General features: G+C 66.4%; 27 protein-coding genes. 18 read left to right on the forward strand and 9 right to left on the reverse strand.

The features are described from left to right. Nucleotides 1–81: 81 nt before the first annotated feature. From HALXA_RS06610 to HALXA_RS06620, 3 genes are all read left to right on the forward strand, one after another. Nucleotides 82–255: a DUF5786 family protein gene (locus HALXA_RS06610; protein ID WP_013879537.1), complete on the forward strand. Its 174-nt coding sequence runs from the start codon at nucleotides 82–84 to the stop codon at nucleotides 253–255. A 3-nt stretch (nucleotides 256–258) separates the two neighbouring features. Then, nucleotides 259–867, forward strand: coding sequence for an endonuclease dU (locus tag HALXA_RS06615; protein ID WP_013879538.1), 609 nt, complete (start codon nucleotides 259–261; stop codon nucleotides 865–867). Between the two features lie 92 nt (nucleotides 868–959). Beyond that, entirely contained in the window at nucleotides 960–1,562 is a 603-nt protein-coding gene (locus tag HALXA_RS06620; RefSeq protein WP_013879539.1) for a uracil-DNA glycosylase, read from the forward strand. A gap of 50 nt (nucleotides 1,563–1,612) precedes the next feature. Here HALXA_RS06620 and HALXA_RS06625 read toward each other — a convergent pair whose 3' ends face one another. Then, nucleotides 1,613–2,011, reverse strand: coding sequence for a nuclear transport factor 2 family protein (locus tag HALXA_RS06625; protein WP_013879540.1), 399 nt, complete (start codon nucleotides 2,009–2,011; stop codon nucleotides 1,613–1,615). Nucleotides 2,012–2,121: 110 nt separating this feature from the next. Here HALXA_RS06625 and hisH point away from each other — a divergent pair, with 110 nt between their 5' ends. The 3 genes from hisH to HALXA_RS06640 all read left to right on the forward strand — a co-directional run bounded on the left by hisH (nucleotide 2,122) and on the right by HALXA_RS06640 (nucleotide 5,398). Beyond that, on the forward strand, nucleotides 2,122–2,784 hold the full coding sequence (gene hisH / locus HALXA_RS06630; protein WP_013879541.1) for an imidazole glycerol phosphate synthase subunit HisH: 663 nt from the start codon (nucleotides 2,122–2,124) through the stop codon (nucleotides 2,782–2,784). A gap of 911 nt (nucleotides 2,785–3,695) precedes the next feature. Continuing rightward, nucleotides 3,696–4,895: a Cdc6/Cdc18 family protein gene (locus tag HALXA_RS06635; RefSeq protein ID WP_013879542.1), complete on the forward strand. Its 1,200-nt coding sequence runs from the start codon at nucleotides 3,696–3,698 to the stop codon at nucleotides 4,893–4,895. Nucleotides 4,896–4,990: 95 nt separating this feature from the next. Continuing rightward, complete coding sequence (locus tag HALXA_RS06640; RefSeq protein WP_013879543.1) at nucleotides 4,991–5,398, forward strand: hypothetical protein; 408 nt, start codon at nucleotides 4,991–4,993, stop codon at nucleotides 5,396–5,398. Nucleotides 5,399–5,485: 87 nt separating this feature from the next. Here HALXA_RS06640 and HALXA_RS06645 read toward each other — a convergent pair whose 3' ends face one another. After that, nucleotides 5,486–5,842: a hypothetical protein gene (locus HALXA_RS06645; RefSeq protein WP_013879544.1), complete on the reverse strand. Its 357-nt coding sequence runs from the start codon at nucleotides 5,840–5,842 to the stop codon at nucleotides 5,486–5,488. A gap of 145 nt (nucleotides 5,843–5,987) precedes the next feature. Here HALXA_RS06645 and HALXA_RS06650 point away from each other — a divergent pair, with 145 nt between their 5' ends. Then, nucleotides 5,988–7,109: a tRNA (guanine(26)-N(2))-dimethyltransferase gene (locus HALXA_RS06650; RefSeq protein ID WP_013879545.1), complete on the forward strand. Its 1,122-nt coding sequence runs from the start codon at nucleotides 5,988–5,990 to the stop codon at nucleotides 7,107–7,109. A 50-nt stretch (nucleotides 7,110–7,159) separates the two neighbouring features. Here HALXA_RS06650 and HALXA_RS06655 read toward each other — a convergent pair whose 3' ends face one another. Next, nucleotides 7,160–7,363 (reverse strand): hypothetical protein, encoded by a 204-nt coding sequence (locus tag HALXA_RS06655; RefSeq protein WP_013879546.1) that lies wholly within the window; start codon nucleotides 7,361–7,363, stop codon nucleotides 7,160–7,162. A 164-nt stretch (nucleotides 7,364–7,527) separates the two neighbouring features. Here HALXA_RS06655 and HALXA_RS06660 point away from each other — a divergent pair, with 164 nt between their 5' ends. Continuing rightward, complete coding sequence (locus HALXA_RS06660; protein WP_049895225.1) at nucleotides 7,528–8,979, forward strand: YihY/virulence factor BrkB family protein; 1,452 nt, start codon at nucleotides 7,528–7,530, stop codon at nucleotides 8,977–8,979. Nucleotides 8,980–9,169: 190 nt separating this feature from the next. Here the strand turns inward: HALXA_RS06660 and glnA are convergent, their stop codons facing one another. After that, complete coding sequence (glnA, locus tag HALXA_RS06665) at nucleotides 9,170–10,525, reverse strand: type I glutamate--ammonia ligase (RefSeq protein WP_013879548.1); 1,356 nt, start codon at nucleotides 10,523–10,525, stop codon at nucleotides 9,170–9,172. 126 nt (nucleotides 10,526–10,651) lie between these two features. Between glnA and lrp the strand changes: the two genes are divergently transcribed. Continuing rightward, on the forward strand, nucleotides 10,652–11,113 hold the full coding sequence (gene lrp / locus HALXA_RS06670) for an HTH-type transcriptional regulator Lrp (RefSeq protein ID WP_013879549.1): 462 nt from the start codon (nucleotides 10,652–10,654) through the stop codon (nucleotides 11,111–11,113). 124 nt (nucleotides 11,114–11,237) lie between these two features. On the opposite strand, the gene HALXA_RS06675 is transcribed toward lrp, so the two are convergent. The 3 genes from HALXA_RS06675 to HALXA_RS22010 all read right to left on the reverse strand — a co-directional run bounded on the left by HALXA_RS06675 (nucleotide 11,238) and on the right by HALXA_RS22010 (nucleotide 14,717). Then, entirely contained in the window at nucleotides 11,238–13,157 is a 1,920-nt protein-coding gene (locus tag HALXA_RS06675; RefSeq protein ID WP_013879550.1) for an ABC transporter ATP-binding protein, read from the reverse strand. Between the two features lie 97 nt (nucleotides 13,158–13,254). Further along, nucleotides 13,255–14,418, reverse strand: coding sequence for a sodium:calcium antiporter (locus HALXA_RS06680; protein ID WP_013879551.1), 1,164 nt, complete (start codon nucleotides 14,416–14,418; stop codon nucleotides 13,255–13,257). A 155-nt stretch (nucleotides 14,419–14,573) separates the two neighbouring features. Further along, nucleotides 14,574–14,717, reverse strand: coding sequence for a hypothetical protein (locus tag HALXA_RS22010; protein ID WP_013879552.1), 144 nt, complete (start codon nucleotides 14,715–14,717; stop codon nucleotides 14,574–14,576). Between the two features lie 168 nt (nucleotides 14,718–14,885). On the opposite strand from HALXA_RS22010, the gene HALXA_RS06685 reads away from it, so the two are divergent. Further along, nucleotides 14,886–15,275 (forward strand): CopG family ribbon-helix-helix protein, encoded by a 390-nt coding sequence (locus HALXA_RS06685; RefSeq protein ID WP_013879553.1) that lies wholly within the window; start codon nucleotides 14,886–14,888, stop codon nucleotides 15,273–15,275. Between the two features lie 4 nt (nucleotides 15,276–15,279). Here the strand turns inward: HALXA_RS06685 and HALXA_RS06690 are convergent, their stop codons facing one another. Then, nucleotides 15,280–15,723, reverse strand: a complete 444-nt coding sequence (locus HALXA_RS06690) for a CopG family ribbon-helix-helix protein (RefSeq protein ID WP_013879554.1) — start codon at nucleotides 15,721–15,723, stop codon at nucleotides 15,280–15,282. Between the two features lie 98 nt (nucleotides 15,724–15,821). Between HALXA_RS06690 and HALXA_RS06695 the strand changes: the two genes are divergently transcribed. The 5 genes from HALXA_RS06695 (at nucleotide 15,822) to HALXA_RS06715 (ending at nucleotide 20,404) form a co-directional block, all read left to right on the forward strand. Further along, nucleotides 15,822–17,039 (forward strand): GTP-binding protein, encoded by a 1,218-nt coding sequence (locus tag HALXA_RS06695; protein WP_013879555.1) that lies wholly within the window; start codon nucleotides 15,822–15,824, stop codon nucleotides 17,037–17,039. Nucleotides 17,040–17,297: 258 nt separating this feature from the next. Continuing rightward, on the forward strand, nucleotides 17,298–18,404 hold the full coding sequence (locus tag HALXA_RS06700) for a metal ABC transporter substrate-binding protein (protein ID WP_013879556.1): 1,107 nt from the start codon (nucleotides 17,298–17,300) through the stop codon (nucleotides 18,402–18,404). Further along, nucleotides 18,401–18,643, forward strand: coding sequence for a DUF7511 domain-containing protein (locus tag HALXA_RS06705; protein WP_013879557.1), 243 nt, complete (start codon nucleotides 18,401–18,403; stop codon nucleotides 18,641–18,643). Before HALXA_RS06700 ends, HALXA_RS06705 begins: the two co-directional genes overlap by 4 nt. Next, entirely contained in the window at nucleotides 18,640–19,416 is a 777-nt protein-coding gene (locus HALXA_RS06710; protein WP_013879558.1) for a metal ABC transporter ATP-binding protein, read from the forward strand. Before HALXA_RS06705 ends, HALXA_RS06710 begins: the two co-directional genes overlap by 4 nt. 55 nt (nucleotides 19,417–19,471) lie before the next feature. After that, nucleotides 19,472–20,404 (forward strand): metal ABC transporter permease, encoded by a 933-nt coding sequence (locus HALXA_RS06715; protein ID WP_216087257.1) that lies wholly within the window; start codon nucleotides 19,472–19,474, stop codon nucleotides 20,402–20,404. Nucleotides 20,405–20,607: 203 nt separating this feature from the next. On the opposite strand, the gene thsB is transcribed toward HALXA_RS06715, so the two are convergent. After that, nucleotides 20,608–22,266 carry a thermosome subunit beta gene (gene thsB, locus HALXA_RS06720; RefSeq protein WP_049895228.1) on the reverse strand — a complete coding sequence of 553 codons (1,659 nt, stop codon included), beginning with the start codon at nucleotides 22,264–22,266 and terminating at the stop codon, nucleotides 20,608–20,610. A gap of 393 nt (nucleotides 22,267–22,659) precedes the next feature. Here thsB and HALXA_RS06725 point away from each other — a divergent pair, with 393 nt between their 5' ends. From HALXA_RS06725 to HALXA_RS06735, 3 genes are all read left to right on the forward strand, one after another. Then, nucleotides 22,660–23,601 (forward strand): NAD-dependent epimerase/dehydratase family protein, encoded by a 942-nt coding sequence (locus HALXA_RS06725; RefSeq protein WP_013879561.1) that lies wholly within the window; start codon nucleotides 22,660–22,662, stop codon nucleotides 23,599–23,601. Between the two features lie 120 nt (nucleotides 23,602–23,721). Further along, nucleotides 23,722–24,903, forward strand: a complete 1,182-nt coding sequence (locus HALXA_RS06730) for a lysylphosphatidylglycerol synthase transmembrane domain-containing protein (protein ID WP_013879562.1) — start codon at nucleotides 23,722–23,724, stop codon at nucleotides 24,901–24,903. 23 nt (nucleotides 24,904–24,926) lie between these two features. Next, a complete protein-coding gene (locus HALXA_RS06735) occupies nucleotides 24,927–26,099 on the forward strand; it encodes a hypothetical protein (RefSeq protein ID WP_013879563.1) in 1,173 nt (390 codons plus the stop codon). Nucleotides 26,100–26,115 lie beyond the last annotated feature (16 nt).

Raw genomic sequence — 26,115 nt, forward strand, 5'->3', positions numbered from 1 at the left:
CCGTCGGATCGTTTCACTTTCAGCGCTATTGAAACATGTAACCATGGATTTTTTCACTTCCAACCGCTTATAGAGACGTGTATGGGATTCGGGAGCTACGACGAATCCGAGCAACAGGAAGTAGACGCTGATTTTGACGACGACGATGCGGTGCAGTCTTCGTCGACCGATCACGACGGAACGATCGAGTTCGAAAACGGGGCCTCGAGCGACGAACTCCTCGACCGACTCAAGGAGATCAAAGACGAGGAGTAAGCCGTGGTAAAGTCCGGGGCGCGGGCGCTGGGCATCGCCGAATCGTACGGCGGCGATCGCGCCGACCGGGACGGTCGGCGTCGGAGCACCCTCGCGGCCGCGGTCGTCCGCGCCGACCGCGTCGTCGACGGCCTCGCTTACGAGGCCTGTACCGTCGGCGGTACGGACGCGACCGCGGCCGTCCGCTCGCTGCTCGAGACGGCCGGTCGACCGGACGTGCGCTACGTGCTACTCGGCGCCGTCGCCCCTGCCTGGTACAACATTCTCGACCTCTCGCGGATTCACGAGGCCGCCGACCGGCCGGTGATCGCCGTCACCTTCGAGGAAAGCGGCGGTCTCGAGGCCGGGATTCGAGACGCCTTTTCGGATAGTGAACGCGACGAGCGGCTCGAGCGGTACCGCTCGCTGCCCGAGCGGCGGCCGGTGTCGGTCGACGGCGAGACGGTCTACGTGAGACACGTCGGCTGCGAGGTTGGCGAGGCCGAGGAGGTCGTCCGGGCGTTCACGCCGGAGGGTGGCCGTCCGGAGCCGGTTCGCGTGGCGCGGCTCGCGGCTCGAGCGGGCGATGCGTACGCCCCTTCGGTCGACGATCACGATCCGGGCGGCGAGTGACGCGAATCGGCCTCGGGCGCTCGTCGGTCCCAACCACGGCCGCGAGCGCGAAAGGCGAAAGACGTAGTAGTCGCCCGCCTGAGCGACACCACATGAGCGAGTTGAACGCGGAGGATCTCTGCGTGGAGGAGTGTACGCGCTGTCCGGCGCTGGTCGACTCCCGGAGCCGGATCGTCAACGGAACCGGCCCCGAGGACGCCGACGTCCTGTTCGTCGGCGAAGGTCCCGGCGCGCAGGAGGACGCGGAGGGCGAACCCTTCGTCGGCCGCAGCGGCACCGTCCTCGACGACCAGCTCCGGACGGTCGGCCTCGACCGCGAGACCGTCCGGATCACCAACTGCGTGCGCTGTCGCCCGCCCGAGAACCGCGACCCCACGGACGAGGAACTCGAGAACTGCCGGGGCTACCTCGAGACCGAGATCGATCTGGTCGATCCGGACGTGATCGTCACGCTCGGGAAGGTTCCCAGCGAGCACCTGCTCGACCGCTCGGTCGCCGTAACCAAGGAGGCCGGGTCGCTCGAGGAGGTTCGAATTAACGGGGCGCCCCGCCGGCTGCTGATCTGCGTCCACCCCGCGGCGACGCTGTACGACCGCAGTCAGGAGGAGACGTTCGAGTCGGCTCTCGAGCGGGCCGCCGACCTCGCGGACGTCGACGGCAGTGAGAGCGGGCAGACGCGGCTCGACGGGTTCTGATTCTGCTTCCGCGAGCGGTTACGATACACACGACACTCGGTCCGCGTCCGCTACACCTCGTCCCGGTCCGTGAACGTGTAGCGCCGCGCGATCTTCCCGTCCTCGAACTCGTGGAAGTCCGCGAAGTCGAACTCGACGCGCTCGTCGCCCTGCAGGCCGGCAAAGCTCCCGCGGACGGCGACGGTGCTCCCCTCGACGACCATGTCGTGAACCTCGTGAGACCCCTCCTCGAGCGGCCGGCCGTCGAGGTAGAACTCGCGGAGCTCCTCGCGGCCGGCGATCGCGCCCTGTCCGGGGCGCTCGTACCGGATGTCCTCGGCAAAGAGGTCGACGAGGTCGTCGTACCGCTCGGCGTCGACGTACTCGTAGTAGTCGCGGACGACGGTTTCCGGGTCGGCGCTGGTGGTGGCGTCGGAGTCGGTGTCGGTGTCGCTATCGCTGTCGACCATACCGGCCCTACGTCCCCGGGATCCTAAGGACCGGGGGAAGGCGCACGGAGGACGCTCGCCCCGGTTGCGCGAATGGCAATACACTTCACCGTTCCGTCCCCAGTTCGAGTATGAGCAGCGTTTCGTCCGCAGCCGACCAATCCCTCGCCTCCGTCGTCGTCGTCGACTACGGGCTGGGAAACCTCCGCAGCGTCACCCGCGGCCTCGAGCGCGCGGGCGCCGACGTCACGATCACCGACGACCCCGACGCCTTCGCCGAGGCCGACGGCGTCGTCCTCCCCGGCGTCGGCGCGTTCCGCGAGGGCGTCGAGAACGCCGCGCCGATCCGCGATCACCTTCTCGAGGTCGCCGAGCGCGACCAGCCCCTCTTTGGCATCTGTCTCGGGATGCAGATGCTGCTGACCTCGAGCGAGGAGGGAGAAACCGACGGCGAGTCCGCCGTCGAGGGGCTGGACCTGGTACCCGGCACGAACGTCCGGTTTTCGGACGGCCAGAAGGTGCCCCACATGGGCTGGAACGAACTCGACGTCCAGCGGGACCACCCGCTCGTCGAGGGCGTCGACGGCCAGTACGCCTACTTCGTCCACTCTTACTACGCGGTTCCCGACGACGAGTTCGCGACGGTCGCCAGCACCGACTACGAATGCGAGTTCCCCTCGATCGTCGCCGACGACGCGGGCAACGTCTTCGGCACCCAGTTCCACCCCGAGAAGAGCGGCGAGACGGGGCTGCAGATTCTGCGAAACTTCGTCGAAATTTGCGCGGACGCGTAAGGATCGTTTTCCCTTCGACTAACTCCTCTAGTTGCGGTTTCACAGCAAGTCGTCGCTAGTTGCGGTTTCACAGCGAGTCGTCGCTAGTTGCGGTTTCACAGCGCGAAATCCCGGTCGGACCGCCGGAGACACACCCCTCGTTGCCGCTGTATAGCCCTTCGAGAACGGTTGTAACGCCCATTTTCCGGAAGTATCCCAGATAGTAATCTCTCGAGCGAGGCACTGCGCCCGCGACGCGATCTCGCGAATGGCTCCGTTCCGGTCTCAGTTTCGGTATTAATAAATATGAGATCTTCGTGATAGCCCACTAAGTGAGTTGAACGTCGTGACGTTCAGTCAAAATTGAACGTCCGCGACCGCTCGAGTCGACTCGAGGCGCTGTTTTGACTCGGTTTTTGGCCCGTCGGGGCCGCCACCGACATGCTGGACTCGACCGACCCCGATTTCGAGTCGACGGAACGGTCGATTCCTTACAGCGGCAACGCGGGGTGTGTGTCTCCGTATACAGCGGCACCGAGGGGTGGAAAACGAACCGCTCGCTTCCTATAGAAATCCTTTTCAATCAATACAGCGGAAATACGGTGTCCGTCCCGCTCCTGCCGGTTCGTGTGTGGGACGGAATCCATCGCAGACCGGGCCGTGATACAGCGGCACTCCGGGGTGGTCGGTTGCTATACAGCGGCACTCCGGGGTCTCGCCGCAACGCCGTGCCGTAATCGCGGGTTGTCCGTGACGGGTGCCGACCCGATCGCCTATACAGCGGAAATCCGGGGTCTGCTTCGGCCTATACAGCGGAAACGAGGGGTGTAGATAGGGCGACTTAGTTCTTGAATCCCTGAAATCTCGAGTATACAGCGGAACTCCGGTTCCGAACGTTTAAGAGAGCGCCGACGAATAGCTCGCATAACTGAATGTCGGGCTCGACGGATTACTTCGGGAGCGAAAACGAGATCTTCCGCAACAAGGAGCTGCTGCAGGTCTCGCACCTCCCGGACGGCGATCGGATCATCGGCCGCGAGGACGAACTGACGAACCTCGCGAACGCGATCAAGCCGGCGACGCGGGGGAACACGCCCAACAACGTCCTCGTCTACGGGAAGACGGGGACCGGCAAATCGCTGTGCTCGAAGTTCATCACGAACCAGGCGGTCGACCGCGCCAAGGGCAACGACGTCTCGATCGGCGTCGCGTACGTCGACTGCCTCCAGGAGTCGACTGAAACCCAGGCCGTCCAGTCGGCCGGCCACCAGCTCAACGACCAGGGGGAGACGGCCATCTCGATCCCCCACTCGGGGCTGAGCACCGCCGAGTACTACCGTCGCCTCTGGCAGATCATCGACACCCGCTACGACGTCGCGCTGATCATCTTGGACGAGGTGGACAAGATCGAGGACGACGACATCCTCATGCAACTCTCCCGGGCCGTCGAGTCCGGCAAGCTCACCGAGAGCACGGTCGGCGTCATCGGCATCTCGAACAAGGTCCGGTACAAGGACTCGCTGGACGAGCGGATCAAGTCCAGCCTCTGCGAGCGCGAGTACGTCTTCTCGCCGTACGACGCGACCCAGATCCGCGAGATCCTCCGCTCGCGCTCCGACGCGTTCCACGAGGGCGTCCTCGAGGACGGCGTCGTCCCGCGCGTCGCCGCGCTCGCGGCCCGCGAACACGGCGACGCGCGCAAGGCGATCGACATCCTGCGGTTTGCGGGCGAGATCGCCGAGGAGAACGATCTCGAGCGCGTCACGGAGTCCTGCGTCGATCAGGCCCACGAGCGCGAGGAGACCAGCCGGCTGGCCGAACTCATCTCCAAGAGTCCGAGCCACGCGAAGCTGGTGCTCGAGGCGATGGCCCTGCTCACCCAGCAGAAGGAGGGCGACGACGCGCCCGTAACGACCAACGAGGTGTACGATCTCTATCAGCGGCTGTGCGATCGGGATCAGTCGGATCACCTGAAGCTCCGCCGGGTGCGGGACATTCTCTCGGAACTCGAGTTCCTCTCGATCATCGAACAGGAGCGCAAGTGGGCCGGCAAGGGGAAGGGCAACTACATGGAGAATCGGCTGATCGACGATCCGGAGGTTATCATCGCGGCCTGTAACGAGTCCGACTGAGGTCGCCGACCGGCGCTGCATCGGACTGCGTCGTCGTCGCCGCCCGGAATGATACTCGAGTTACACTTATTTCGGTGGCTGCCGTCGATCGGTGTATGTCTCGGTCCCAACGCCGGCTCAGCCTCGGTCTCGGACTCCTGTTTCTCGCGACGTTCGCCTGGTCGCTCCGCAGTAGTTTCTCGGTCATCCTCGAGGAGCCCGGATCGCTGACGAGCATCAGTCTCGTCGCCGCCGGGGGACTGATGCTGGTCGGCAGCGCCGCGTTCGTCCTCGCCGGTCTATCGCGGCAGATTTCGATCGCCGGACGGACGCTGGCGTGGTGGCAGGTCCAGAGCGTCGGTTACGTCGCGATCGGGCTCTACCTCGCACTTTCCGGGCTGCCTCGAGGATCGCTGTCGCTGGTCAATATCGTGATGGTGGTTGGCGGACTCGGGTTTGCGGCGTTCGGCTATCTCCAGTATCGGACCGAACCGACGGCGGACGCCGCAGCAGAATCGGTGTGACGCCGGTTACGGCAATCGAATACTGGGGAGAGCGCTCGAGTGGCGTCGGCGCGGCGCCGGTCCGTTCGCGATGCTGTAACTCAAAACTCAGATCAGCTCGCGCACGTCCGAGTACCACATATCGTGGTAGTCGACGTGGCCGATCCGTCGCGCGATCGCGACCGCGATCACGTGCCAGCAGAGCTCGGTCGGCTCGTCCGGATCGAGGTTGTACTCGCTGTCCTTGCAGGTACAGCCCCCATCTTCGACGATGTACTCGTCGTCATAGCCGACGACGATAGTAAAATCCCGGTAGGTCTTGACGCGGTTCTCGCCGACGGCCTCGATCGCCTGCACCCCGCGGTCGCCGTGGAGGCGCGAGATCCGGTCGACGACGTCCGGCGTCAACTCGCCCGCCTCCTCGAGATCCGCTTGCCACCGCTCGACGGGGTTGGCTTCCGACACGTTCGTGACTGTGCACCCGACTGTAAAATCGGTTTGGTTGTCGCTCGACCGGAATCGCCGAGAGTCAGGCGGTGAACCGAGCGGCGGACGACGGGACCGTCGTCGAGACCACACCGTTTTTCGCCCCCTACCGACGAGACGAGGTATGCGCGTCACCGAGGGCGGAATCGACCTCGAGGTCCCCGGCGAGCAGACCGAGGGCGTCGAGGAGTCGGTCTTCTACAATCCGCGCCAAGAGCTGAACCGGGATCTGACGATCGCGACGCTGCGGGCCTTCCGCGAGCGCGAGCCCCGCGCCGAGACGTACCTCGACGCGATGACGGCCAGCGGCGTCCGCGGCGTCCGGGCGGCCGCCGACGGCTGGGACGTCACCTGTTGTGACGTTGACGAGGAAGCCGTCGCCCTCGCCCGCGAGAACGTAGCGCGCAACGACTGCGCTGACCGGGCGACCGTCGAACACCGCGACGTCAACGCCCTCATGCACGACGAACTGTTCGACGTGATCGACCTCGATCCCTACGGGACGCCGATGCCGTTCGCCGACGCCGCCTTCGCCAACTGCCGGGATCTGGTCTGCGTCACCGCGACCGACACCGCGCCGCTGTGCGGCGCGCACTTCAACAGCGGCGTCCGCTCCTATTCGGCGGTCCCGCAAAACACCGACTACCACGCCGAGATGGGCGTTCGGATACTCATCTCCGCGCTCGCGCGCAGCGCGGCCCGGTTCGACGTCGGCGTCCAGCCCCTGCTGACCCACGCGACGAGCCACTACGTGCGGACCTACCTCGAGCTCGAGCACAAAGCCACGTCGGCCGACGCGGCCGTCGACGAGTTAGGCTACCTCTACCACTGCGAGGACTGCACGTACCGCGAGGCCGATCCGGGGCTGATCGCCGACCCGATCGAAACCTGCCCCCACTGCGGCGGCGACCGAATCCTCGCGGCCGGCCCGGTCTGGCTCGGTCCCGTCCGCGACCGCAAGTTCGTCGCCGCGGTCCGCGACGAGATCCCCGACGCCTTCGGCACCGCCGAGAAGGGCCGCAAACTCTGCGAGACGCTCGAGGCGGAACTCGACGAGCCGACCCACTACGACCAGCACAAGCTCTGTCGAAACTGGGGGCTGCCCGCCAACGCGATGGACGACTTCCTCGCCGATCTGCGCGCGGCAGGATACGAGGCTTCGCGGGCCCACTACGGCGGGACGACGTTCAAGACGGACGCCAGCGTCGGCGAGATTCGAGCGGCGACCGAAGACGGGCTCGAGTAACGTCGATCTTGACGTGACGAAGCGTCCTTCCAATCTGTCGACTCGAAGCCTTACGCGTCGTCCTCGGCGTACAAGCGGACGAGTCGACATTCCGGACAACAGACGCCCTGCAGTTTCGCCCGCTGCTTGAGGCCGAGTTTTCCCAACAGTCCCTCGCGTTCGCCGGTCGCGATCGAGAGCCGCATGCTCTCGCCGTCGCGTACCGGCACCGGTTCCATCGTCACGCCGCAGTCGGGACAGCGTCGCTGCTCCATGGGCTTCGGTCGACGTGACAGCGAAAAATAGTTTCGACGGGCGTCGGCGATAGTCCGTCGTTGGACCGCGCGACCGAATGCGGCCGCGGTCGGTCGCGGGAGCCTTTAGGGAGCAGGCCTGTGCCACACTCGGGCATACTTCGGTTCCCGTCGTAGGCGGGGCCGTGATCGACCGCAGCGAAGGGCTCGACGTCGCGCGCCAAATGGCGGATCTGGCTCGCACCCAGCAGCTCACGCTGCTGGCGGCCGGGGTCGCTTTCTACGGCTTCATCTCGCTCGTGCCGCTCCTGCTGCTCGGGCTCGGCATCGCCGCGTCGATCGGCGGCGAAGCGCTCGCGGTGCGGCTCACGGTCGCCGCGAGCGACGTGCTGACGCCGGCGGCTCGCGAGTTGCTTGCCGAAACGGTCCTGGACGAGACGGGACGCCAGAGCGCGACGGTCGTCGGCGCGTTTGGCCTGCTGTGGGGCTCGAGCCGCGTCCTTCGAGGTCTCGATCGGGCTTTTTCGCAGGTGTACGGGACCGTCGGCGAGAAGTCGGTCGTCGATACGATCTGGGACGCGACGATCGTCTTCCTCGTGATCTCGGTCGGGCTCGCGCTGGTCGGTGCGCTCGAGGTCGCGATCCGGTTTGCGCCGGTGATCGGGCTCGGCTACGTCGGCCCCGTCTTCGTTCTGCTGGGATTGGTCGCGTCGTTCCTGCCGCTGTACGTCGTCTTCCCGGACGCCGACGTCGGCGTTCGGGAGGCCCTGCCAGGGACGGTCATCGCCGCAGTTGGCTGGTTCGTCCTGAGCCGGACGTTCTCGCTGTACGCCGCCGTTGCGACGGAGTACGTGGTCTACGGGGCCCTCGGCGCCGTGTTCCTCGTGCTCGTCTGGCTGTACCTCGGCGCGATCATCCTCGTGTTCGGCGCGGTCTGTAACGCCGTCCTCGCCGGCCGTGAAGTGGATCGGCAGCTACAAAGTCCCGGCCGTCGACAGATTCTGACAGAAGCGATGACTGACGACGCCACGGGTGCCGACGAGGGGGACGCGGACGCGACTGCGGGCGACGGGAACGGAACCGAAACCGGGACCAACGGCGACGATACCCGTACTCGCGACCGGAACCGCGACCTCGAGTCGGACCGCGATCGCTCGAGTGCGGACACGGGAACGGACGCGCGCACGACCGGGACCGAAACCGGAACCGCAACCGAAACCGAAACCGAACGGCGAGACTCGCGCAGCGCTCGCACGCGGGACCGCGCCGACGATTCGGAGGCCCTCCGCGAGGAGATCGAGCGCCTGCGCGATCGCGTCGAGACCTTCGAGGACAACGTCGAGCGCCGCACCGTCGAGAAGGAGTCGCTCGAGGGCGAACTCAAGCGCTACGTCCGGCGACGCGTGCGTCGCGGCCACGCCCACGGCTGGGGCCCGTACCTCGTCCTGCTGTACGGGACGGCCATGGCCATCGCGGCGTTTTACTTCCTGACCGGTCCCTGGGCGATCCTCGCGATGTTCGTCGTCTGGACGTCGACGCTGGGCGTCTACGTCCTGATGGTGCTGCTCGGCGCCGGCCTGTCCCTGCTCGGCGTGCCGGGTCGACTCCGGAACTGGATCGGCGAGCGACGGTCCTGATCGCTCACTCCCTTCCTCCTTCGTCCCGCAGCCTGGTGGCTACGTTCCCCCTCGTTCGCCCTGCCGTCGACGAGCCGCGCTTCGTCGTTGCGGTCGCTCTCCGTCGATCGCCGTCCACTGCCGTGACGAGGCTGCTGCTCACTGTCGCGACGAGAGACGAAAGAGAAATCGAAGCGAGCCGTCCGCCGACTTAGAACGTCTCGAGGTAGCGGTCGAGTTCCCACTGGGAGACGTCGACGAGGTACTCCTCGAACTCCTGGCGCTTGGCCTCGACGAACTTGGGCGCGACGTGTTCGCCGAGCGCGTTGTAGATCGCTTCGTCCTCCTCGAGCGCGTCGACGGCCTGCCCGAGGTTCGACGGCAGGGTTTCGATGCCGTACTCGTCGCGCTTCTGCTCGTCGAACTCGTAGATGTTCTCCCGAACCGGGTCGGGACAGTCGAGGTCCTGCTCGATGCCGTCCAGCCCCGCGTGGATCATCGCGGCGAACGCGAGGTACGGGTTACAGGACGGGTCCGGCGAGCGCAGTTCGATGCGCGAAGCTGCAGGGACGCGCGCGGCCGGCTTGCGGATCAGCGCCGAGCGGTTGCGGTCCGACCAAGCGACGTAGACCGGCGCCTCGTAGCCCGGCACCAGGCGCTTGTAGCTGTTCACGGTGGGGTTCGCGACCGCCGTGATCGCCGGCGCGTGCTCGAGGATGCCGGCGGTGAAGGCGTGGGCTTCCTCCGAGAGGTTGAACTCGTCGTCCTCGTCGTGGAAGGCGTTCTCGCCGTCCTCGGTGAACAGGGAGAGGTGGGTGTGCATGCCGGAGCCGTTGATGCGCGGGATCGGCTTGGGCATGAAGGTCGCGTGGTAGTCGTGCTGGGCGGCGATGGCGCGCACGACGGTCCGGAAGGTCGCGACGTTGTCGGCCGTCGCGAGCGCATCGTCGTAGGTGAAGTTGATCTCGTGTTGGCCCTCGGCGACCTCGTGGTGGCTGGCCTCGATCTCGAAGCCCATCTCCTCGAGGCCGTAGATGATGTCGCGGCGGACGTCGCTGGCGAGGTCCTTGGGCGCGACGTCGAAGTAGCCGCCGGCGTCGTTGGTCTCGGTCGTCGCGCGACCCTCCTCGTCCTCCTCGAAGAGGAAGAACTCCGGTTCGGGGGCAGCGTTGACGGTGTAGCCCATCTCCTCGGCGCGCTCGAGGGCGTTCTTCAGCACGCGGCGCGGGTCGCCCTCGAACGGTTCGTCCGTCGAGGTGTCGTAGACGTCGCAGATCATCCGGGCCGCGGCGCTGTCCTCGTCGTTGCGCCACGGGAGGATCGCGAAGGTATCCGGGTCCGGGACGAGGCGCATGTCCGATTCCTGAATGCGGACGAAGCCCTCGATCGAGGAGCCGTCGAAGTAGATCCCCTCGGTGAAGGCCTTCTCGGCCTGCCGGGCCGGCACGGCGACGTTCTTGACCGTGCCCAGAATGTCAGTAAACTGCAGGCGGAGGAAGTCGACGTCCTGCGCTTCGATCTCGTCGAGTACGGCTTGTTCAGCCTCGCTGATGTTTCCGCTTGTCATTTTTCCAGTCGTCCTTCTCAAGAATCTCTGCTATTAAAACCCTGCTGCTCTGAGCAAATATCCCCTCTCTCCACTGAAATTGTATATTCGTAAATTTCTAAAGGCTAGGCTGAGTTGTTTGATGTGATGACCTACGAAAATCTCGACGCGAAACTAGTGAATGCCCTCCTCGGCGACGGCCGCGCCAGCCTCCGCAGCCTCGCCGAGGACTTGGACGTCTCCGTCACAACCGTCTCGAATCACCTCTCCGATCTCGAGGAGGACGGCGTCATCGAGGGCTACACGCCGCGGCTCGACTACGACGCGCTCGGCTACGACGTCACCGCCGTTATCCAGCTGCAGGTCGAGGGGAACGCCCTGCCCGACATCACGGACACGCTGAAGGACCACCGACAGATGATCAGCGTCTACGAGGTCACCGGCGACTACGACGTCATCGCCATCGGCAAGTTCCAGGACACGGACGAGATGAACGACAACATCAAGCAACTGCTGACCGATCCGGACATCAAGTCCTCGAACACCAGCGTCGTGCTCAACGCCGTCAGCGAAAACGAACAGTTCGAACTCGACGTCGACGATACCTGAGTATTCGGGCATTCGGTATCGGTCGCCCGATCGTGCGATCGGTAGCTTCCCCGCTCGAGTTTCGTACGGCCGTCCAGCATCGTCGCTCGCAACTCACCGCTCGCAACTCACAACTCGCCGCTCGTCAATCGTCGACGAGCGCCTCGGCGGCCGCCTCCCGGTCGCCCGCCTGCGCGCGCCACAGCGTCGCGTACTGGCCGTCCCGCTCGAGCAGGTCCTCGTGGGTTCCCCGCTCGACGATCTCGCCGTCCGCCATGACGAGTATGGTGTCGGCGTCCTTGACCGTCGACAGCCGGTGGGCGATCGCCAGCGTCGTCCGGTCCTCGGTGAGCCGGTCGATCGACCGCTGGATCAGCAGTTCGGTCTTCGTGTCGACCGCACTGGTCGCCTCGTCTAGGATTAATACTTCGGGATCGTCGAGGACGGTCCGCGCGAGCGCGATCCGCTGGCGCTGCCCGCCGGAGAGTTTGACGCCGCGCTCGCCGACGCGGGTGTCGTAGCCGTCCTCGAGACCGCTGATGAACTCGTGGGCCTGCGCGGCTTTGGCGGCTTCCCGGACCGCCTCGTCGGAGGCGTCGAACTGGCCGTACCGGATGTTGTCCGCGATGGTGCCGTCGAAGAGGAACGTGTCCTGACTGACGTAGCCGACCGCGGACCGCAGGTCCGCGAGCCTGACGTCCCGAACGTCGTGGCCGTCGAGCTTCACCGCCCCCTCCTGCACGTCGTACAGCCGGAGCAGCAGTTTGAGGGCCGTCGACTTCCCGGCGCCGGTCGGGCCGACCAGCGCGACGGTGTCGCCGGGCTTGGCCTCGAAGGAGACGTCCTCGATGACCGTCTCCTCGAAGGCCTTCTCGTCGTCGCTCGTCGCCCGCACCTCGCTGTCGGCGTAGCTGAACGAGACGTTCTCGTACGCCACGCGACCGTCGACCGGGTCGATCTCTGCGGGGTCCTCGGGGTCGTCGACGTGGACCGGGATGTCCATCAACCCGAAGATGCGCTCGCTCGAGGCCTTGGCGTTCTCGTACTGGTCGACGATGCTCGAGACCTCCGCGAGCGGGTCGACGATCCGCTGGGTGAGGGTGAGGAAGATGACAAATTCCCCGACCGACAGCTCGCCGGTGAACGGCCCCGGCGCGGTGCCGATCGTCAGCCAGTAGCCGCCGACGAAGAAGGTCGCGGCGAAGGCGACGCCGGCGAGCAGTTCCATCCCGGGCCGGTAGAAGTAGCTCAGTTTGAGCACGTCCATCGTCCGCTCGAACAGGTTCTTCGAGGAGTCGCGCACCCGTTCGCGTTCGTAGGCTTCGCTCGAGGACGTCTTGGTCAGCGCCATGCCCGCGATGGCGTTCTCGAGGCGGGTGTTGAGCCGCCCGACCGCCGAGCGCTCGCGGACGTACCGCGGCTCGACGGCGCGCATGAACCAGATCGTAAAGGCGACCATCGCCGGCACCGCGAACAGCGTGACGACGGCCAGTTGCCAGTTCAGGTAGAAGAGCACGCCCGCGATGCCGCCGACCATCACGATGAGCCGCGCGGAGTTCATCAGCGCGTTGTCGAGGAATCGCTCCAAGTTCTGCGTGTCGTTGTTGAGGACGGCCATGACCTCGCCGGTCTGTTTCTCGTCGAAGAAGGACATGTCCAAGCGCTGCATCTTCCGGAAGGAGTCGACCCGGACGGTGTGCATCACGTCGTGGGCGAACAGGTTGGCGGTGACGCCGTAGATCCAGGTCAGAACCGCCGTCGCGAGGAACGAGGCGACGATCGCGGCGACGGCGAACCGGAACTGCGGGATCGACTCGTCCGGCAACCAGGCGTTGGGGACGACCGGCAGTTCGAACGGCCCCGCGCCGACGAAGATCGCGTCGATGGCGGCCCCGAGCACCAACGGCGGCACGAGACTCGCCATGCGGGCGAGAAAGTTCGCGACCATCCCGATCGCGAAGTAGCCGAGTCGGCCCGGTGCGTACTCGCGGAACAACCTCGTCAACGGTCGATCGACGTCTTCGCGGTAGGCGTCGAACGGCGTCTCATCCGTGTCAGCACTCACGCCCGTCCGATATCGTTTGGAAACATAAATCACTAGTGTTGGCGGGAAGGCGGGCCGCTTTTCGGCGCCCGTTGCGGACGGGGGACTCTCAACCGGGTCACGCGGCGTAGTTAAACACCCAGTAGCCGGCGTACAGCGCGAGCAGGAGGACGCCGCCGGCGCGGGTGACGCGGCTGCGCGCTAACATCGCCGTCGCGACGAGCAGGCACGCGCCGAAAAACGGCCAGTGGACGGTCATCACCGCGCCGCCGGTGTCGACGGGGTGCAACAGCGCGATCAGGCCGACGTTCGCGGTCATGTAGAAGACCGTACTCCCGACGACGTTCCCCACGGCGAGGTGGGGCCGCCCCTGTCGGACGGGCTCGAGGGTCAGCGCCAGTTCCTCGATCGAAGCGATGAAGCTCAACACCGTCGCGCCGAAGGCCAGCCCCGAGATGCCGAAGGCGACGAACAGGCGCTCGGCGCTGCCGACGGTGATAAAGGAGCCCAGCGTCATCCCGACGGTCGCGAGGACGGCGACGCCGAGGGTGACCCGGCCGCTGCGGTCCTCGAGGTCGGGGACGAACTCGTCGAGGTCAAGATCGAGGTCCAGGTCGCGGTTCGAATCCGACTCGAGCACGGACTCGCCCCGTTCGTCGTCACCGTCGGCTGTCGACTCGTGGTCCGTACGTGATCCGTCCCCGTTCGTGGCCACCGCGTCGTCGCCGGTCGGCTCGGCCGCCGACGGTTTAGCATCGGCCTCGAGGTCGTCGTCGACGTCGATCGCCTCCTCGACCTCTCCGGAGAGCAGGTACGTCGTTTCCGAGCGCCGCTCGCGCCAGAAGATGTAGCCGAGCAAGGGGACGAACGCCGCCAGCAGCGCCGCGCCGTACGCGGCGTCGATCGTGCCGCCCAGCGACATCGCGAACGCCGGCAGCGGGACGAGTAGAAGCATGGCCAGGTAGGCCCGCGGTACGTCCATCTCGAAGGGAACGAACACCCCCGCGAGTCCGAGCGCGACCGCGAGGACGAACAGCGACTCGCCGAAGACCGTCCCCAGGGCGAGATCCGGCAGGGCGACGACGGCGGCCGTCACCCCCAGTGCGGCGTTCTCGAGGTCGATACCGGCCAGGATCACCGCGAGGAAGAAGCCCGAAATCCCGAGCGAGACGGCGCTCTGTGCGACCGCTTCGATGAACACCTCGACGCACCAGATGACCAGTACCACCCCGACGAGAAACGCGGCGCCGAACAGCGCGAGCTCGAGGCCCGATGCGACCATGCCGCCACGAACAACGTTCGCCCACTTAGTTTTCCGACCGGTACGCGGTCCGACGACGGCTTCGGACACCGTCGATCGGCCTGATACTGTCGCGGTATCGTCGTGTTCGGACTGGACTGCCCTTCACGCCGTCCCGCGTGCGCTCAGGCTCGTGCTCACTGACGGTATATCAATAGCGTCACTCCGAGGACCAGAAACAGCACCCCCCACCACAGCGAGTCGCCGGGGAGGACTTTGAGGATGAGCGTCACGATGCCGGAGGAGAGCAGGGACCACCCGAGGGTCGTTCGGAATGCCATACGAACGGTACGCCGCCCAACCCAATAGATCATTTGAACGTCAGATTCAGTGTGAATCCGACTGCGTGATGTGACCGGTACGATCCCCACGCGACACCAGCCGCTGTTCCTAGCTCAAGCCCTTCAGTTACCAAAAGTACGTATATAAGAACCACATATTAACAACGCATGCGTACGAGCCTCAACGTCCCCGACGACCTCCTCTCGCGCTTCGACGACATCTGGCAGGAACAGGGACTCGAGTCGCGGTCTCGCGGCGTTCGCGAAGCGATGCGGGAGTACGTCGAAGCGCACACGCGTCTCGAGGACGTCGACGGCGATATCGTGGCCATCGTCGCCTTCGATTACGACCACGAGTCGGTGATCGAGGATCTCCACGACATCCAGCACGAGTTTCAGGACGTCGTTACGACCACGACCCACACCCACGAGGGCGAGTGGTGTCTCGAGACGGTGTTCTGTCGCGGTGCCGCTGAACGGATTCGAACGTTTGCGTACCGTCTCCGCGACTTCGACGCCGTACGGCGGGTGAAACTGCTGTTGCTCGCCGACCGATGATCGCTTACGTCTCGAGGGATAGCGCCGACGATCCGGCCCGGAGCGACGCGATCGAGTAGTCGACCCGGCGAACCGCCGGTACCGATCGTACCGTATGCACGAAGCCGCCGATCGCGTCGACGGGCCCGACCAGCACGAACACTTCGAGGCAGTACCGGTCGTCGACGTGGGCGTGCGTCGTTCCGGTAACGAGGGAGTCGTGTTCGTGGCGGAGTTCCGTGAGCCGCCGCTGTACGGCCGTTTCGCAGTAGTCGTAGACGACCGTCACCGTGCAGGTGCGGTGTGGGGACTGTGCGTCCGAATTTCTGTCCGCCGCGTCGAACTCCTCGAGCAGGCCGCGAGCGGCTTCGCGGAGCACTTCGCTGCGGCCGCTGTACCCGTGGTCGCTCGCGAAGCGATCGATGCGGTCCAGCAGGGTCTCGGGCATGGAGACGCTGACGACGCTCATACGCAACTCACCCGACACCGGCTAATAGGGTTTGTTATGAATTGGGGCCTATTAGGGTAATAATTAATATTTTAGTGTAGTATATTCACAACTCGGCTATGGTCTCGAGCGACACCCCGATTCCGGTGACGATCCTGAGCGGTAGTCTCGGCGCCGGGAAAACGACGACGCTCAATCACGTACTGAACGCCGATCGCGAACTGAACGCGGCCGTCGTGGTCAACGACATGGGCGAGGTCAACGTCGACGCCGACCTCGTCGAGCGCGAGTCCGCGCTCAGTCAGGCGGACGAGGATATCATCGAACTCTCGAACGGCTGTATCTGCTGCCGGCTCCGCGGCGATATGCTCGACCAGCTCGGCCGGCTGGCTGATCGGCGGGACTTCGACTACCTGCTCGTCGAAGCCTCCGGGATCAGCGAGCCGATTCCGGTCGCCCAGACGTTCGTCCGCGGCTTCGAGGACGCGACGTTCGACCCGACCGGTGTCTACGAGCTCGACACGATGGTCAGCGTCGTCGACGCGTACAGCTTCTGGCAGGGGTTCGACTCGGGACGGACGCTTATGGACGACTCTATCGACCCGCAGGGTAACCGCGTTCCGGAGGCGGTCCTGCTCGATCAGATCGAGTTCTGCGACGTCCTCCTGCTGAACAAGTGCGACCTCGTCCCCGACGACCGCCTCGAGGAGATGGAGGCGGTCATCAGTGCGCTGCAGCCGCGCGCGGAGATCGTTCGGACCGAACACGGCCGGGTCGATCCCGACGAGATTCTGCACACGGGTCGGTTCGACTTCGAGCGCGCGAGCCAGTCGGCCGGCTGGAAGCGCGAACTACGGGAGGGCCACTACCACGACGCCGCGGCCGAGGAACACGGCGTGACGTCGTTCGTCTTCGACGCGGACAGGCCGTTCCACCCGGCGCGTATCGCCGACTCCCTCTCCGATCTTCCGGACGGCGTCATCCGGGCGAAGGGCTTCTTCTGGTCGGCCGGCCGCGAGGACGTCGCGATGGGATTGGACAAGGCCGGTCAGTCCGTCAGGGCCGGCCCGAGCGGGACTTGGCTTGCCACCCTCCCCGAGGAGCAACGCGAGCAGTACTTCGCGGCCAGACCCGGCATCGAGGAGGACTGGGACGAAGAGTGGGGCGACCGCGGCATCGAACTCGTGTTCATCGGCCGCGAGTTCGACCGCGACGCGCTCGTCGACCGCCTCGAGGGCTGCCTGCTCTCGGATGCGGAGATGAGCGAGGACTGGAGCCGGTATCCCGACCCGTTCGGCACCGACGACCAGCGCGAGTTGGCGCTGGCCGACGACTAACGCGGCTCGCAACCGAGATCGGACGCACCGGGTCGCGACTCGCGGAGGCAACGGCATCGGAGTACCGATACTGATTCTCGTACGGTCGTCGTCGATCGCATTCCACCGCCATAGTGCTCGTCGTGGCCGCGCTCGAGTCCGTGACCTCGTTACGGCCGATTCTGCACTCGCTCCGATTGCGCCGCGTGAATCTCTAGTATTAACATCATAGTCTTGAATCACAGCTATTATTAACTACTGGCGGAGAGTTAGCAACACATGCCTCGATACACTCGACGACAACTCGTCGCGACCGGTGCCAGCGCCGCCACGATCGGCGCGTTCGCCGGTTGCGTCTCGAACGAGTCGAGCAACGGCGGATCGAACGACGCGGGCGACGGTTCGGGCCCGAGGGCCCAGGCCTCGTTTTTCGTGTTCGGCGATTTCGCGGCCGCGGTCGCGGGCGACACCGCGCGGGCCGAGACGCTGGTGCCGATCGGCCAGCACGGCCACGGGTGGGAACCCGGACCGCAGATTCAAGGCACCGTCCTCGAGTCGGACCTGTTCGTCTCCGTCGTGCACGGCTTCCAGCCCTGGGCGGACGATCTCGTGACGAGCCTCCGGGACGACGACGCTGCCGTTCACATCGTCGCCGCCGGCGCGGAGGTGGACCTGCTCGAGAGTGAGGGTGGCCACGATTACGGTCACGACGACGGGGACGGCCACGATCACGGGAACGACGAAGAACACGACCACGAGGAGGGGGGAGAACACAACCGTAGCGAGGACGGAGACGATCACGACCACGAGCACAACGGTTCCGACGACGGCGACCACGAGCACGACCGCGGGACCGCCGACCCCCACTTCTGGCTCGACCCGGTGCGAGCAAAGCGAGCCGTCGACGCCATCGAAGACGGGTTTGCAACCGTCGATAGCGACAACGCCGACGCGTACGCCGCCAACGCCGACGAGTTCCGCAGCCGACTGGACGACCTCGACGAAACGTTCCGCTCGACGCTCGAGGACGCCGAACGCGACGTCGTCCTCGTCGCCGGTCACGACCCGTTCGCGTACCTCGAGAACCGCTACGGCTTCGAGATCGAGACGCTGACCGGACTCACCCCCGACGAACAGCCCACGCCGGCGGATATCGAGCGCGCGCAGACGGTCATCGACGAGTACGATCTCGAGTACGTCTGTGCGGACCCGCTCGAACCGCAGGACGCCGCCGAGCAGTTGATCGCCGAAACCGACGCGAACGAGGTGTTGCCGCTGACGCCGATCGCCGGCCAGACGCAGGAGTGGGCCGACGAAGGCTGGGGGTACGTCGAGATCATGGAGGAGATCAACCTCGCGACGCTCGAGCGAGCGCTCGACGCATGAGTGCGAACGATCCCGAATCCGACGCCGACGAAGCCGTCGGCCCCGACTGGAACGGCGCGGAAACGCCGGACCCCTCCGAATCCCCGCGCTCGACGTTGCTGTCGGTCGTCGTCAAATCCGGATCCGAGGGACGGCCGATCTGCACCATCTACCCGCCGGACGTAGCCGCCCCCTACCGGACGACGACCCGGATAACGGCCCGCAGCGACGCGTTCGTGACCCTCGAGGAGTGGCGATGATGAGCGGCCACGAATCGACCGACACTCCCGCCGACGAACCCGCCGTCAGCGTCGCCAACGTAACCTTCGGCTACGGCGACCGCCCGGTACTCGAGGACGTCTCGATCGACGTCGAACCCGGGACCTTCCTCGGCCTCGTCGGGCCGAACGGGAGCGGCAAGAGCACGCTGCTCGAGTTGCTGCTCGGCCTCCGCCGTCCGGACGAAGGAACGGTGCAACTGTTCGGCGAGCCGGCACACGCGTTCGCGGCCGGCGACCGGATCGGCTACGTCCCGCAGGACGTGACGACCGCCGCTCGAGAAATGCCGATGACGGTCCGCGAAGTCGTCGCAATGGGTCGGTACCCACATCGGCTCGTCGGCCGCTTCTCGCGGACCGATCGACGCGCGGTCGACGAGGCGATGGTGCGAGTCGGCATCGACGACCTCGCGTCGCGTCGCATCGGCCGCCTCTCGGGCGGTCAGCGCCAGCGCGTGTTCATCGCCCGCGCGCTCGCGTCCGAAGCCGACCTCCTCGCGCTCGACGAGCCGACCGTCGGCGTCGACGCGGAGTCCCGCGAGGCGTTCTACGACCTCCTCAGCGAGTTGAACGCGGCGGGGATGACGATCGTCCTGATCGAGCACGACATCGGCGTCGTCACGACGTACGCGACGGAGACCGCCTGCCTCAACCGCCGGTTGCACTTCGACGGCGCGCCGGAGGAGTTCGTCGAGACCGACGCCCTCGCGCAGGCGTACGGAACGGACCAACACGTCGTTCGGCACGATCACTGACATGCTCGGCCAGTTCACCCTCCTCGGCGCGGACGGCCCGTCCGCCGTCGCCGCGATGCAACTCCTCGACGTCCCGTACGGAATCTTCGAGTGGTTCCTCGAGGACGCGTACGGCACCAGAATGGACCGCCTCGGGGAGTACCTGGGCGTGCGGATGCTCGGCTACCCGTACATGCAGCGGGCCTACCTCGCCGCGGTCTGTATCGCCGTCATCGGGCCGCTCGTCGGGACCTTTCTCGTCCACCGCGAGATCTCGATGATCGGCGACACGCTCGCCCACACGGCCTTCGCGGGCGTCGCCGTCGGCCTGTTCCTCAACGCGACGCTGTCGCTCTCGCTGTCCCCGCTGCTGACCGCGTTCGTGACGGCCGTCGTGACGGCCCTCCTCGTCGAACTCCTCATCGAGCACGGCGGCGCCTACAGCGACACCTCGCTGGCGATCGTCCTGACGGGCGGGTTCGCCCTCGGCAGCGTCCTCATCACGGCGACCGACGGCGGTATCGCCGTCGGTATCGACGCCTACCTCTTCGGGAGCCTCGCAACCGTCTCGCGGGCGGACGTCGCACTCCTGGTCGCGATGTGCCTCCTCGTCGGCGGGCTCGTCACACTGGCCTACCGCCCGCTGCTGTACGTCACCTTTGACACGACCGGCGCTCGAGCGGCGCGGCTCAACGTCCGCCTGTACAAGCGGCTCATGGTCGTTCTGACGGCGCTCGTCGTGGTGAGCGCGATGCAGATCATGGGCGTCATTCTGGTCGCCGCGATGCTGGTCGTCCCCGTCGCCGCCGCGGCGCTGGTCGCCCGGAGCTTCAAGCGGTCGATCCTGCTCGCGATCCTCGTCGCCGAGTTCGCGGCCGTCGCGGGCGTCACCGTCTCGTACAGCTATGGGATCGCAGCCGGTGGGTCGATCGTCCTCGCTGCAATCGCGATATACGCCGCCGTGCTCGTCGGTCGAGCGTTTCCACTCGAGCGGTTGAGAGCACAGTAAATCCGACCCCTCTACGAAAATTCGACAATTCGACAGCATCGACATCGAACGTGCGAGACGACGAACGAGCGCGTCAGGAAAGCGAAAACGGAGCGAGCGACAAAAGAAAGCGAGTCAGGACGTCAACCCTGAGGATGGGCGAGCGGTGCGATCTGCAAACGGCGAATCAGCGTGAGTTGAGTGGCGCGTGCGACGGAGACGGCTTACATCATGCCGCCCATGCCGCCGCCCATGCCGCCCATGCCGCCGGCACCGCCGGGGGCGCCGCCCTCTTCGTCGCCGCCCTTGTCGGTCGAGAGGTCGCCGGCGGAGATGATGTCGTCGATCTTGAGCACGAGGTTCGCGGCCTCGGCAGCGGAGGTGACGGCCTGCTCCTTGGCGTGGGCCGGTTCGACGACGCCGGCCTCGTAGGTGTCTTCGACGTCGCCCGTGAAGACGTTCAGACCGGCTTCGATGTCGCCGTCCTCGTGGGCCGCGCGGAGGTCGACGAGCGTGTCGATGGAGTCGAGGCCGGCGTTCTCGGCGAGCACGCGCGGGACGAGCTCGAGCGAGTCGGCGAAGGCTTCGACGGCCAGCTGCTCGCGGCCGGAGACGGAGTCGGCGTAGTCGCGCAGGCGCGAGGCGAGTTCGACTTCGATGGCGCCGCCGCCCGCGAGGACGCGGCCGTCGGAGACGGTCTGGGCGACGACGTCGAGCGCGTCGTTGACGCCGCGCTCGAGTTCGTCGACGACGTGGTCGGTCGAGCCGCGCAGCAGGAGGGTGACGCCGTGGGCGTCCTCGCCGGTGACGTAGAACAGCTCGTCCTCCTCGTCGCGGGTGACGTCACCGAAGCCGAGGTCGTCTTCGGTGGCGCTGTCGAGGTCGGAGACGACCGTCGCGCCGACGACCTCCTGCAGGAACTCGAGGTCGGACTTCTTGGCGCGGCGGACGGCGAGGATGCCTTCCTTCGCGAGGTAGTGCTGGGCCAGGTCGTCGATGCCCTTCTGGCAGAAGACGACGTCGGCGCCGAGGGCCGCGATCTGGTCGACCTTCTCGCGGAGCTGCTCCTCCTCGCGGTCGAGGAACTTCTGGAGCTGGTCGGGGTCCGTCACGGAGACTTCGGTGTCGACGTCGGTCTCCTCGACCTCGATCGGCTCGTTCAGCAGCAGGATGTCGGCGTCCGTGGCCTCGGTGGGCATGTTGTCGTGGACGGGGTCCTTGTCCACGATGCCGCCCTCGAGGAGGTCGGACTCGCCGGCCGAGCGGCCGGTCTGGGTCTCGATGTTGAGGAACTCGAGGTCGACGACGTTGTCGCCGTTCTCGTCCTCGACGGTGACCTGCTTGACCGCGTCGATGATGAGCTGGGAGAGGTGCTCCTTGTTGACCTCGGTGCCCTTGCCGGTCATCGAGGTCTCGGCGACCGAGCGCAGGAGCTCCTCGTCGTCGGTGTCGACGTCCTGGGCGATGTCGTCGATCTCGTCGCGGGCCTGCTCGGAGGCCATGTGGAAGCCCTTGATGATCGCCGTCGGGTGGATGTCCTGCTCGAGGAGGTCCTCGGCGTTCTTCAGCAGTTCGCCGGCGATCGCGACGGCCGTCGTGGTGCCGTCGCCGGCCTCGTCCTCCTGCGTTTCGGCGACCTCGATGATCATCTCGGCCGTCGGGTTGTCGATGTCCATCTCCTGGAGGATGGTGACGCCGTCGTTGGTGATGGTGACCGATCCCATCGAGTCGACGAGCATTTTGTCCATCCCCTTCGGACCGAGGGTCGAGCGGACGGCTTCAGCGACCGCGCGGGCGGCGCTGATGTTGTAGTCCTGCGCGTCCTTGTCCTTGACGCGCTGGGAGTCCTCGCTCATTACGATCATCGGCTGTCCCTGCTGCATTCGCTGGCTCATAGTCGGTCGAATCATTGATTGTGATTCTACATAAATGTACCGTTATCTCGAGCCCGCGGCGGTCGCCGATCGACGACCGCGGAGATCGAAAACCGCCGGAGTGCGCGCCGATACCGCGCGCTTGTGGGACGTGGTACCACTCGAGCGACCGGTACGGAATGCGACGTTCTCCGCCATATTTAAGTAAATCCGATTTGCGCGACGGGGTCGGCGGCGCTCGCGACGAGCGACGGGCCGCGTCGGTGGCGGCGATACGTCGACGGCGCCGGTCCGTCAGCCACTGCCTCGAGCCGAGCGACGGCTACTCGAGGGGCCTCCGGCGCGGAACCGAGCGTCGGCGTCAAAGCGAACAATTAACCGGCTCTCGCCGAACCCACCGGTATGACCGTTTCAGACGGCCGCATCCTCGTCACTGGCGGGGCCGGGTTCATCGGCTCGCACCTCGCCGAACGTCTGCTCGCGGACGGCGCCGACGTAACGATCGTGGACGACCTTTCGAACGGGGCCGCCGATCGCGTCCCCGACGCGGCCGAGTTCGTCGAGGCCGACCTGACCTCGATCGCGGCCGACGCGCTCGCGGATCACCTCGAGGGCGTCGACCTCGTCTTCCACCTCGCGGCGTCGAAACACGTCGACACCGATCGTCCGCACGGCCAGTTCGAGGACAACACGCGGATGACCCGCACCGTCCTCGAGGCGATGGCCGAGGCGGACGTCACCGACATCGCCTACACCTCCTCCTCGACGGTCTACGGCGAGGCGCCGCGGCCGACGCCCGAGGACTACGCGCCGCTCGAGCCGATCAGCGCCTACGGCGCGAGCAAGTTGGCGGACGAAGGACTCCTTTCGGCGCGCACGCACAGCCACGACCTCACCGTGTGGAACTTCCGCTTCGCGAACGTCGTCGGCCCGCGCCTTCGCGGCGCGGTGATTCCCGACTTCATCGAGAAGCTGCAGGACGACCCCGAAACGCTCACCATCCTCGGCAACGGCCGTCAGGAGAAGTCTTACCTCCACGTGGAGGACTGCCTGGACGCCATGCTGCACGTCATCGAACGCGCCGACGCCGCGGTGAACACCTACAACCTCGGCACGCGCACGACCACTTCGGTCGACCGCATCGCGGCTATCGTCGCCGACGAGATGGGCCTCGAGCCCGACTTCGAGTACACCGGCGGCGACCGGGGCTGGACCGGCGACGTACCGAAGATGCGCCTCTCGATCGAGAAGCTCGCGGCGCTCGGCTGGGAGCCGACGCGCTCGAGCGACGAGGCGGTGCGGCGGGCGACGCGTGAGATTCTCGCCGAGTACGACGACCGCTGACGCCGCGCCGTCGGTTCTCGGTCCTTTTCTGTCGCCGAAATCTCTCCCGAGCGCACTCGAGGGCTCCGCTCGATCGCGTTTTAGGTGGGCTTAAATATCTGGCTGCACGAGCACTCGAGCATGCACGACGGCGACGACCGGGGGACGTCGCAGGTACCGAATACCCGCTCGGCGAGCGCCGACACTGGCGCCCTCGGCGCGGCGCTAACCCGCCGCCGGCTGACGATCGCGGGAACGGCGTTGGTCGTCCTCGGGCTCGTCGTCGCGGCCCGGGAACTCGACCTCGAGGCGGTCGTCGCCGACGCCGCGAGCGCCGATCCGCGGCTGCTCGCCCTCGCGATCGCCGTCTACGCCGTCTCGTGGCCGATCCGCGGTCGCCGGTACGGGGACGTCCTGAGCGCGACGGGCCACCGCGCCGGCACGGGACTGCTCACGGCGGCCGTCTTCGTCAGCCAGACGGCCAACCTCGCGATTCCGGCGCGAGCCGGCGACGCCGCTCGCGCGTACGTGGTCAACGAGCGCGCAAACGTTCCCTACACCGCCGGGTTCGCCGGGCTGGCCGTCGAGCGGCTCTTCGATCTGGCGACGATCGCCGTGCTGGCCGGCGGCGCCACGGCGTGGCTCGCGATCAGCGGTAACGTGGGCCCGCTCGAGATCGCGGCCGAGGCCGGCGGCGCGCGGGTCGCGTTCGTCGGCGCAGCCGTCGTCAGTACGGCGACCGTCGGCGTCGGCCTCGCCGTTGCGACCACGGCCCGCTCGGGCTACGGCCCGCGGATCGCCGCGCGGCTGCGGACGCTCGCCGACGGCTCCCCGCGGCTCGAGGGGGCGCTCGAGGCCGCGCTCCGGTTCGCAGCGGACGTCGGCGTCGTCGCCCGACGGCCGCGAGTGCTCGCCGCCGTCGCCGGAACGAGCCTGCTCGTCTGGGCGCTCGACGTGCTCACGGCGGTGCTCGTCCTCGCGGCGCTGGACAGCGGCCTCGCGCTCGGCCCGCTACTGGCTGTCGGGACACTCGCGGTCAGCGTCGGCAACCTCGCGAAGGTGCTGCCGCTCTCGCAGGGCGGCGTCGGCCTCTACGAGGCCGCGTTCACGGCGCTTGTCGTCGGACTCGCGCCCGTCGGCGCGAGCACGGCGCTGGCCGCCGCGGTCGTCGATCACGCGCTGAAAAACGGCGTCACGCTGGCCGGGGGCGCCGCGGCTGTCGCCGCGTTCGGGGTGTCGTTCGCGGACGCGACGAACGCGACCGCCGCCGATGCGACCGGGGAGGGCCGCCCGGTCTCGAGCGAGGACCGACGGATTTTTTAGGTCTGCCTAAAGATTGGCAGGCAATGAGTCAGGACATTTGCGTCGTCGTGCCGACGATCCGGGAGTACGAGTGCATGCGCTCGTACTTCGACAACGCGCGCGAGCACGGGTTCGACCTCTCGCGGCTCCACGTCGTGCTCGTCACCGAGGACTTCTGCGAGACCGACGAGATGGAACGGATGCTCGAGGAGGAGGGCGTCTCCGGCGAGGTCTTCGACGGCTCCCGTCGCGAGGAGTGGTACGAAGCTCACGGTGTCGAGGAGTACGGCCACATCGTTCCCGCGGCGAGCCACGCCGAGACGAGCTTCGGCCTCCTCTATATGTGGGCCCACGACGAGTTCGACTACGGCTTCTTCATCGACGACGACACCCTTCCGCACCCCGAGGAGGACTTCTTCGGCACGCACATGGACAACCTCGCGTTCGAGGGCGGGATCGAGGAAGTCTCCTCCGACGAGCAGTGGGTCAACGTCCTCTACCAGAACGCAGACGAGCACGGCCTCTACCCGCGGGGCTACCCCTACTCGGCGATGGGCGAAACCGTCGAGACCGGCACGACCGAAATCGAGGCCGGCGAGGTCGTCGCCTCGCAGGGTCTGTGGACGAACGTCCCCGACTTGGACGCCGTCCGCATTCTGATGGACGGCGACCTCGAGGGGCAGGCCCAGACCCGCACCTCGCGGGACGACTTCGGCGACGACTTCGTCGCGGCCCGCGGCAACTATCTGACCGTCTGCTCGATGAACCTCGCCTTCCGCCGCGAGGTCATTCCGGCGTTCTACCAGCTCCCGATGGACGACAACGAGTGGGAGGTCGGCCGCTTCGACGACATCTGGTCGGGCGTCTTCCTCAAACGGGCCTGCGACGTCCTCGACAAGCGCATCTACAACGGCGCGCCCCTCTGTGAACACAACAAGGCGCCCCGCAGCACCTTCGACGACCTCAACAACGAGGTGCCCGGCCTCGAGCTCAACGAGCACCTCTGGCGCGTGATCGACGACGTCGGCGCTGACGCGGACTCCTACGCCGACGTCTTCGAGGCGATGGCTCGAGAACTCGTCGACGGCGACTGGTCGGACTACAACAACGGGGCCTTCTTCAACTACGTCGGCGAACACATGCTCGACTGGCTCGAGTGTCTGTCGACGCTGTCGACGCGGGCGAGCGAACCCGTTCGGATCGCCGCCGACAGTTAAACCGTCATCTATAAGT

The organism is Halopiger xanaduensis SH-6, assembly GCF_000217715.1.
Taxonomy (GTDB): Archaea; Halobacteriota; Halobacteria; order Halobacteriales; family Natrialbaceae; genus Halopiger; species Halopiger xanaduensis.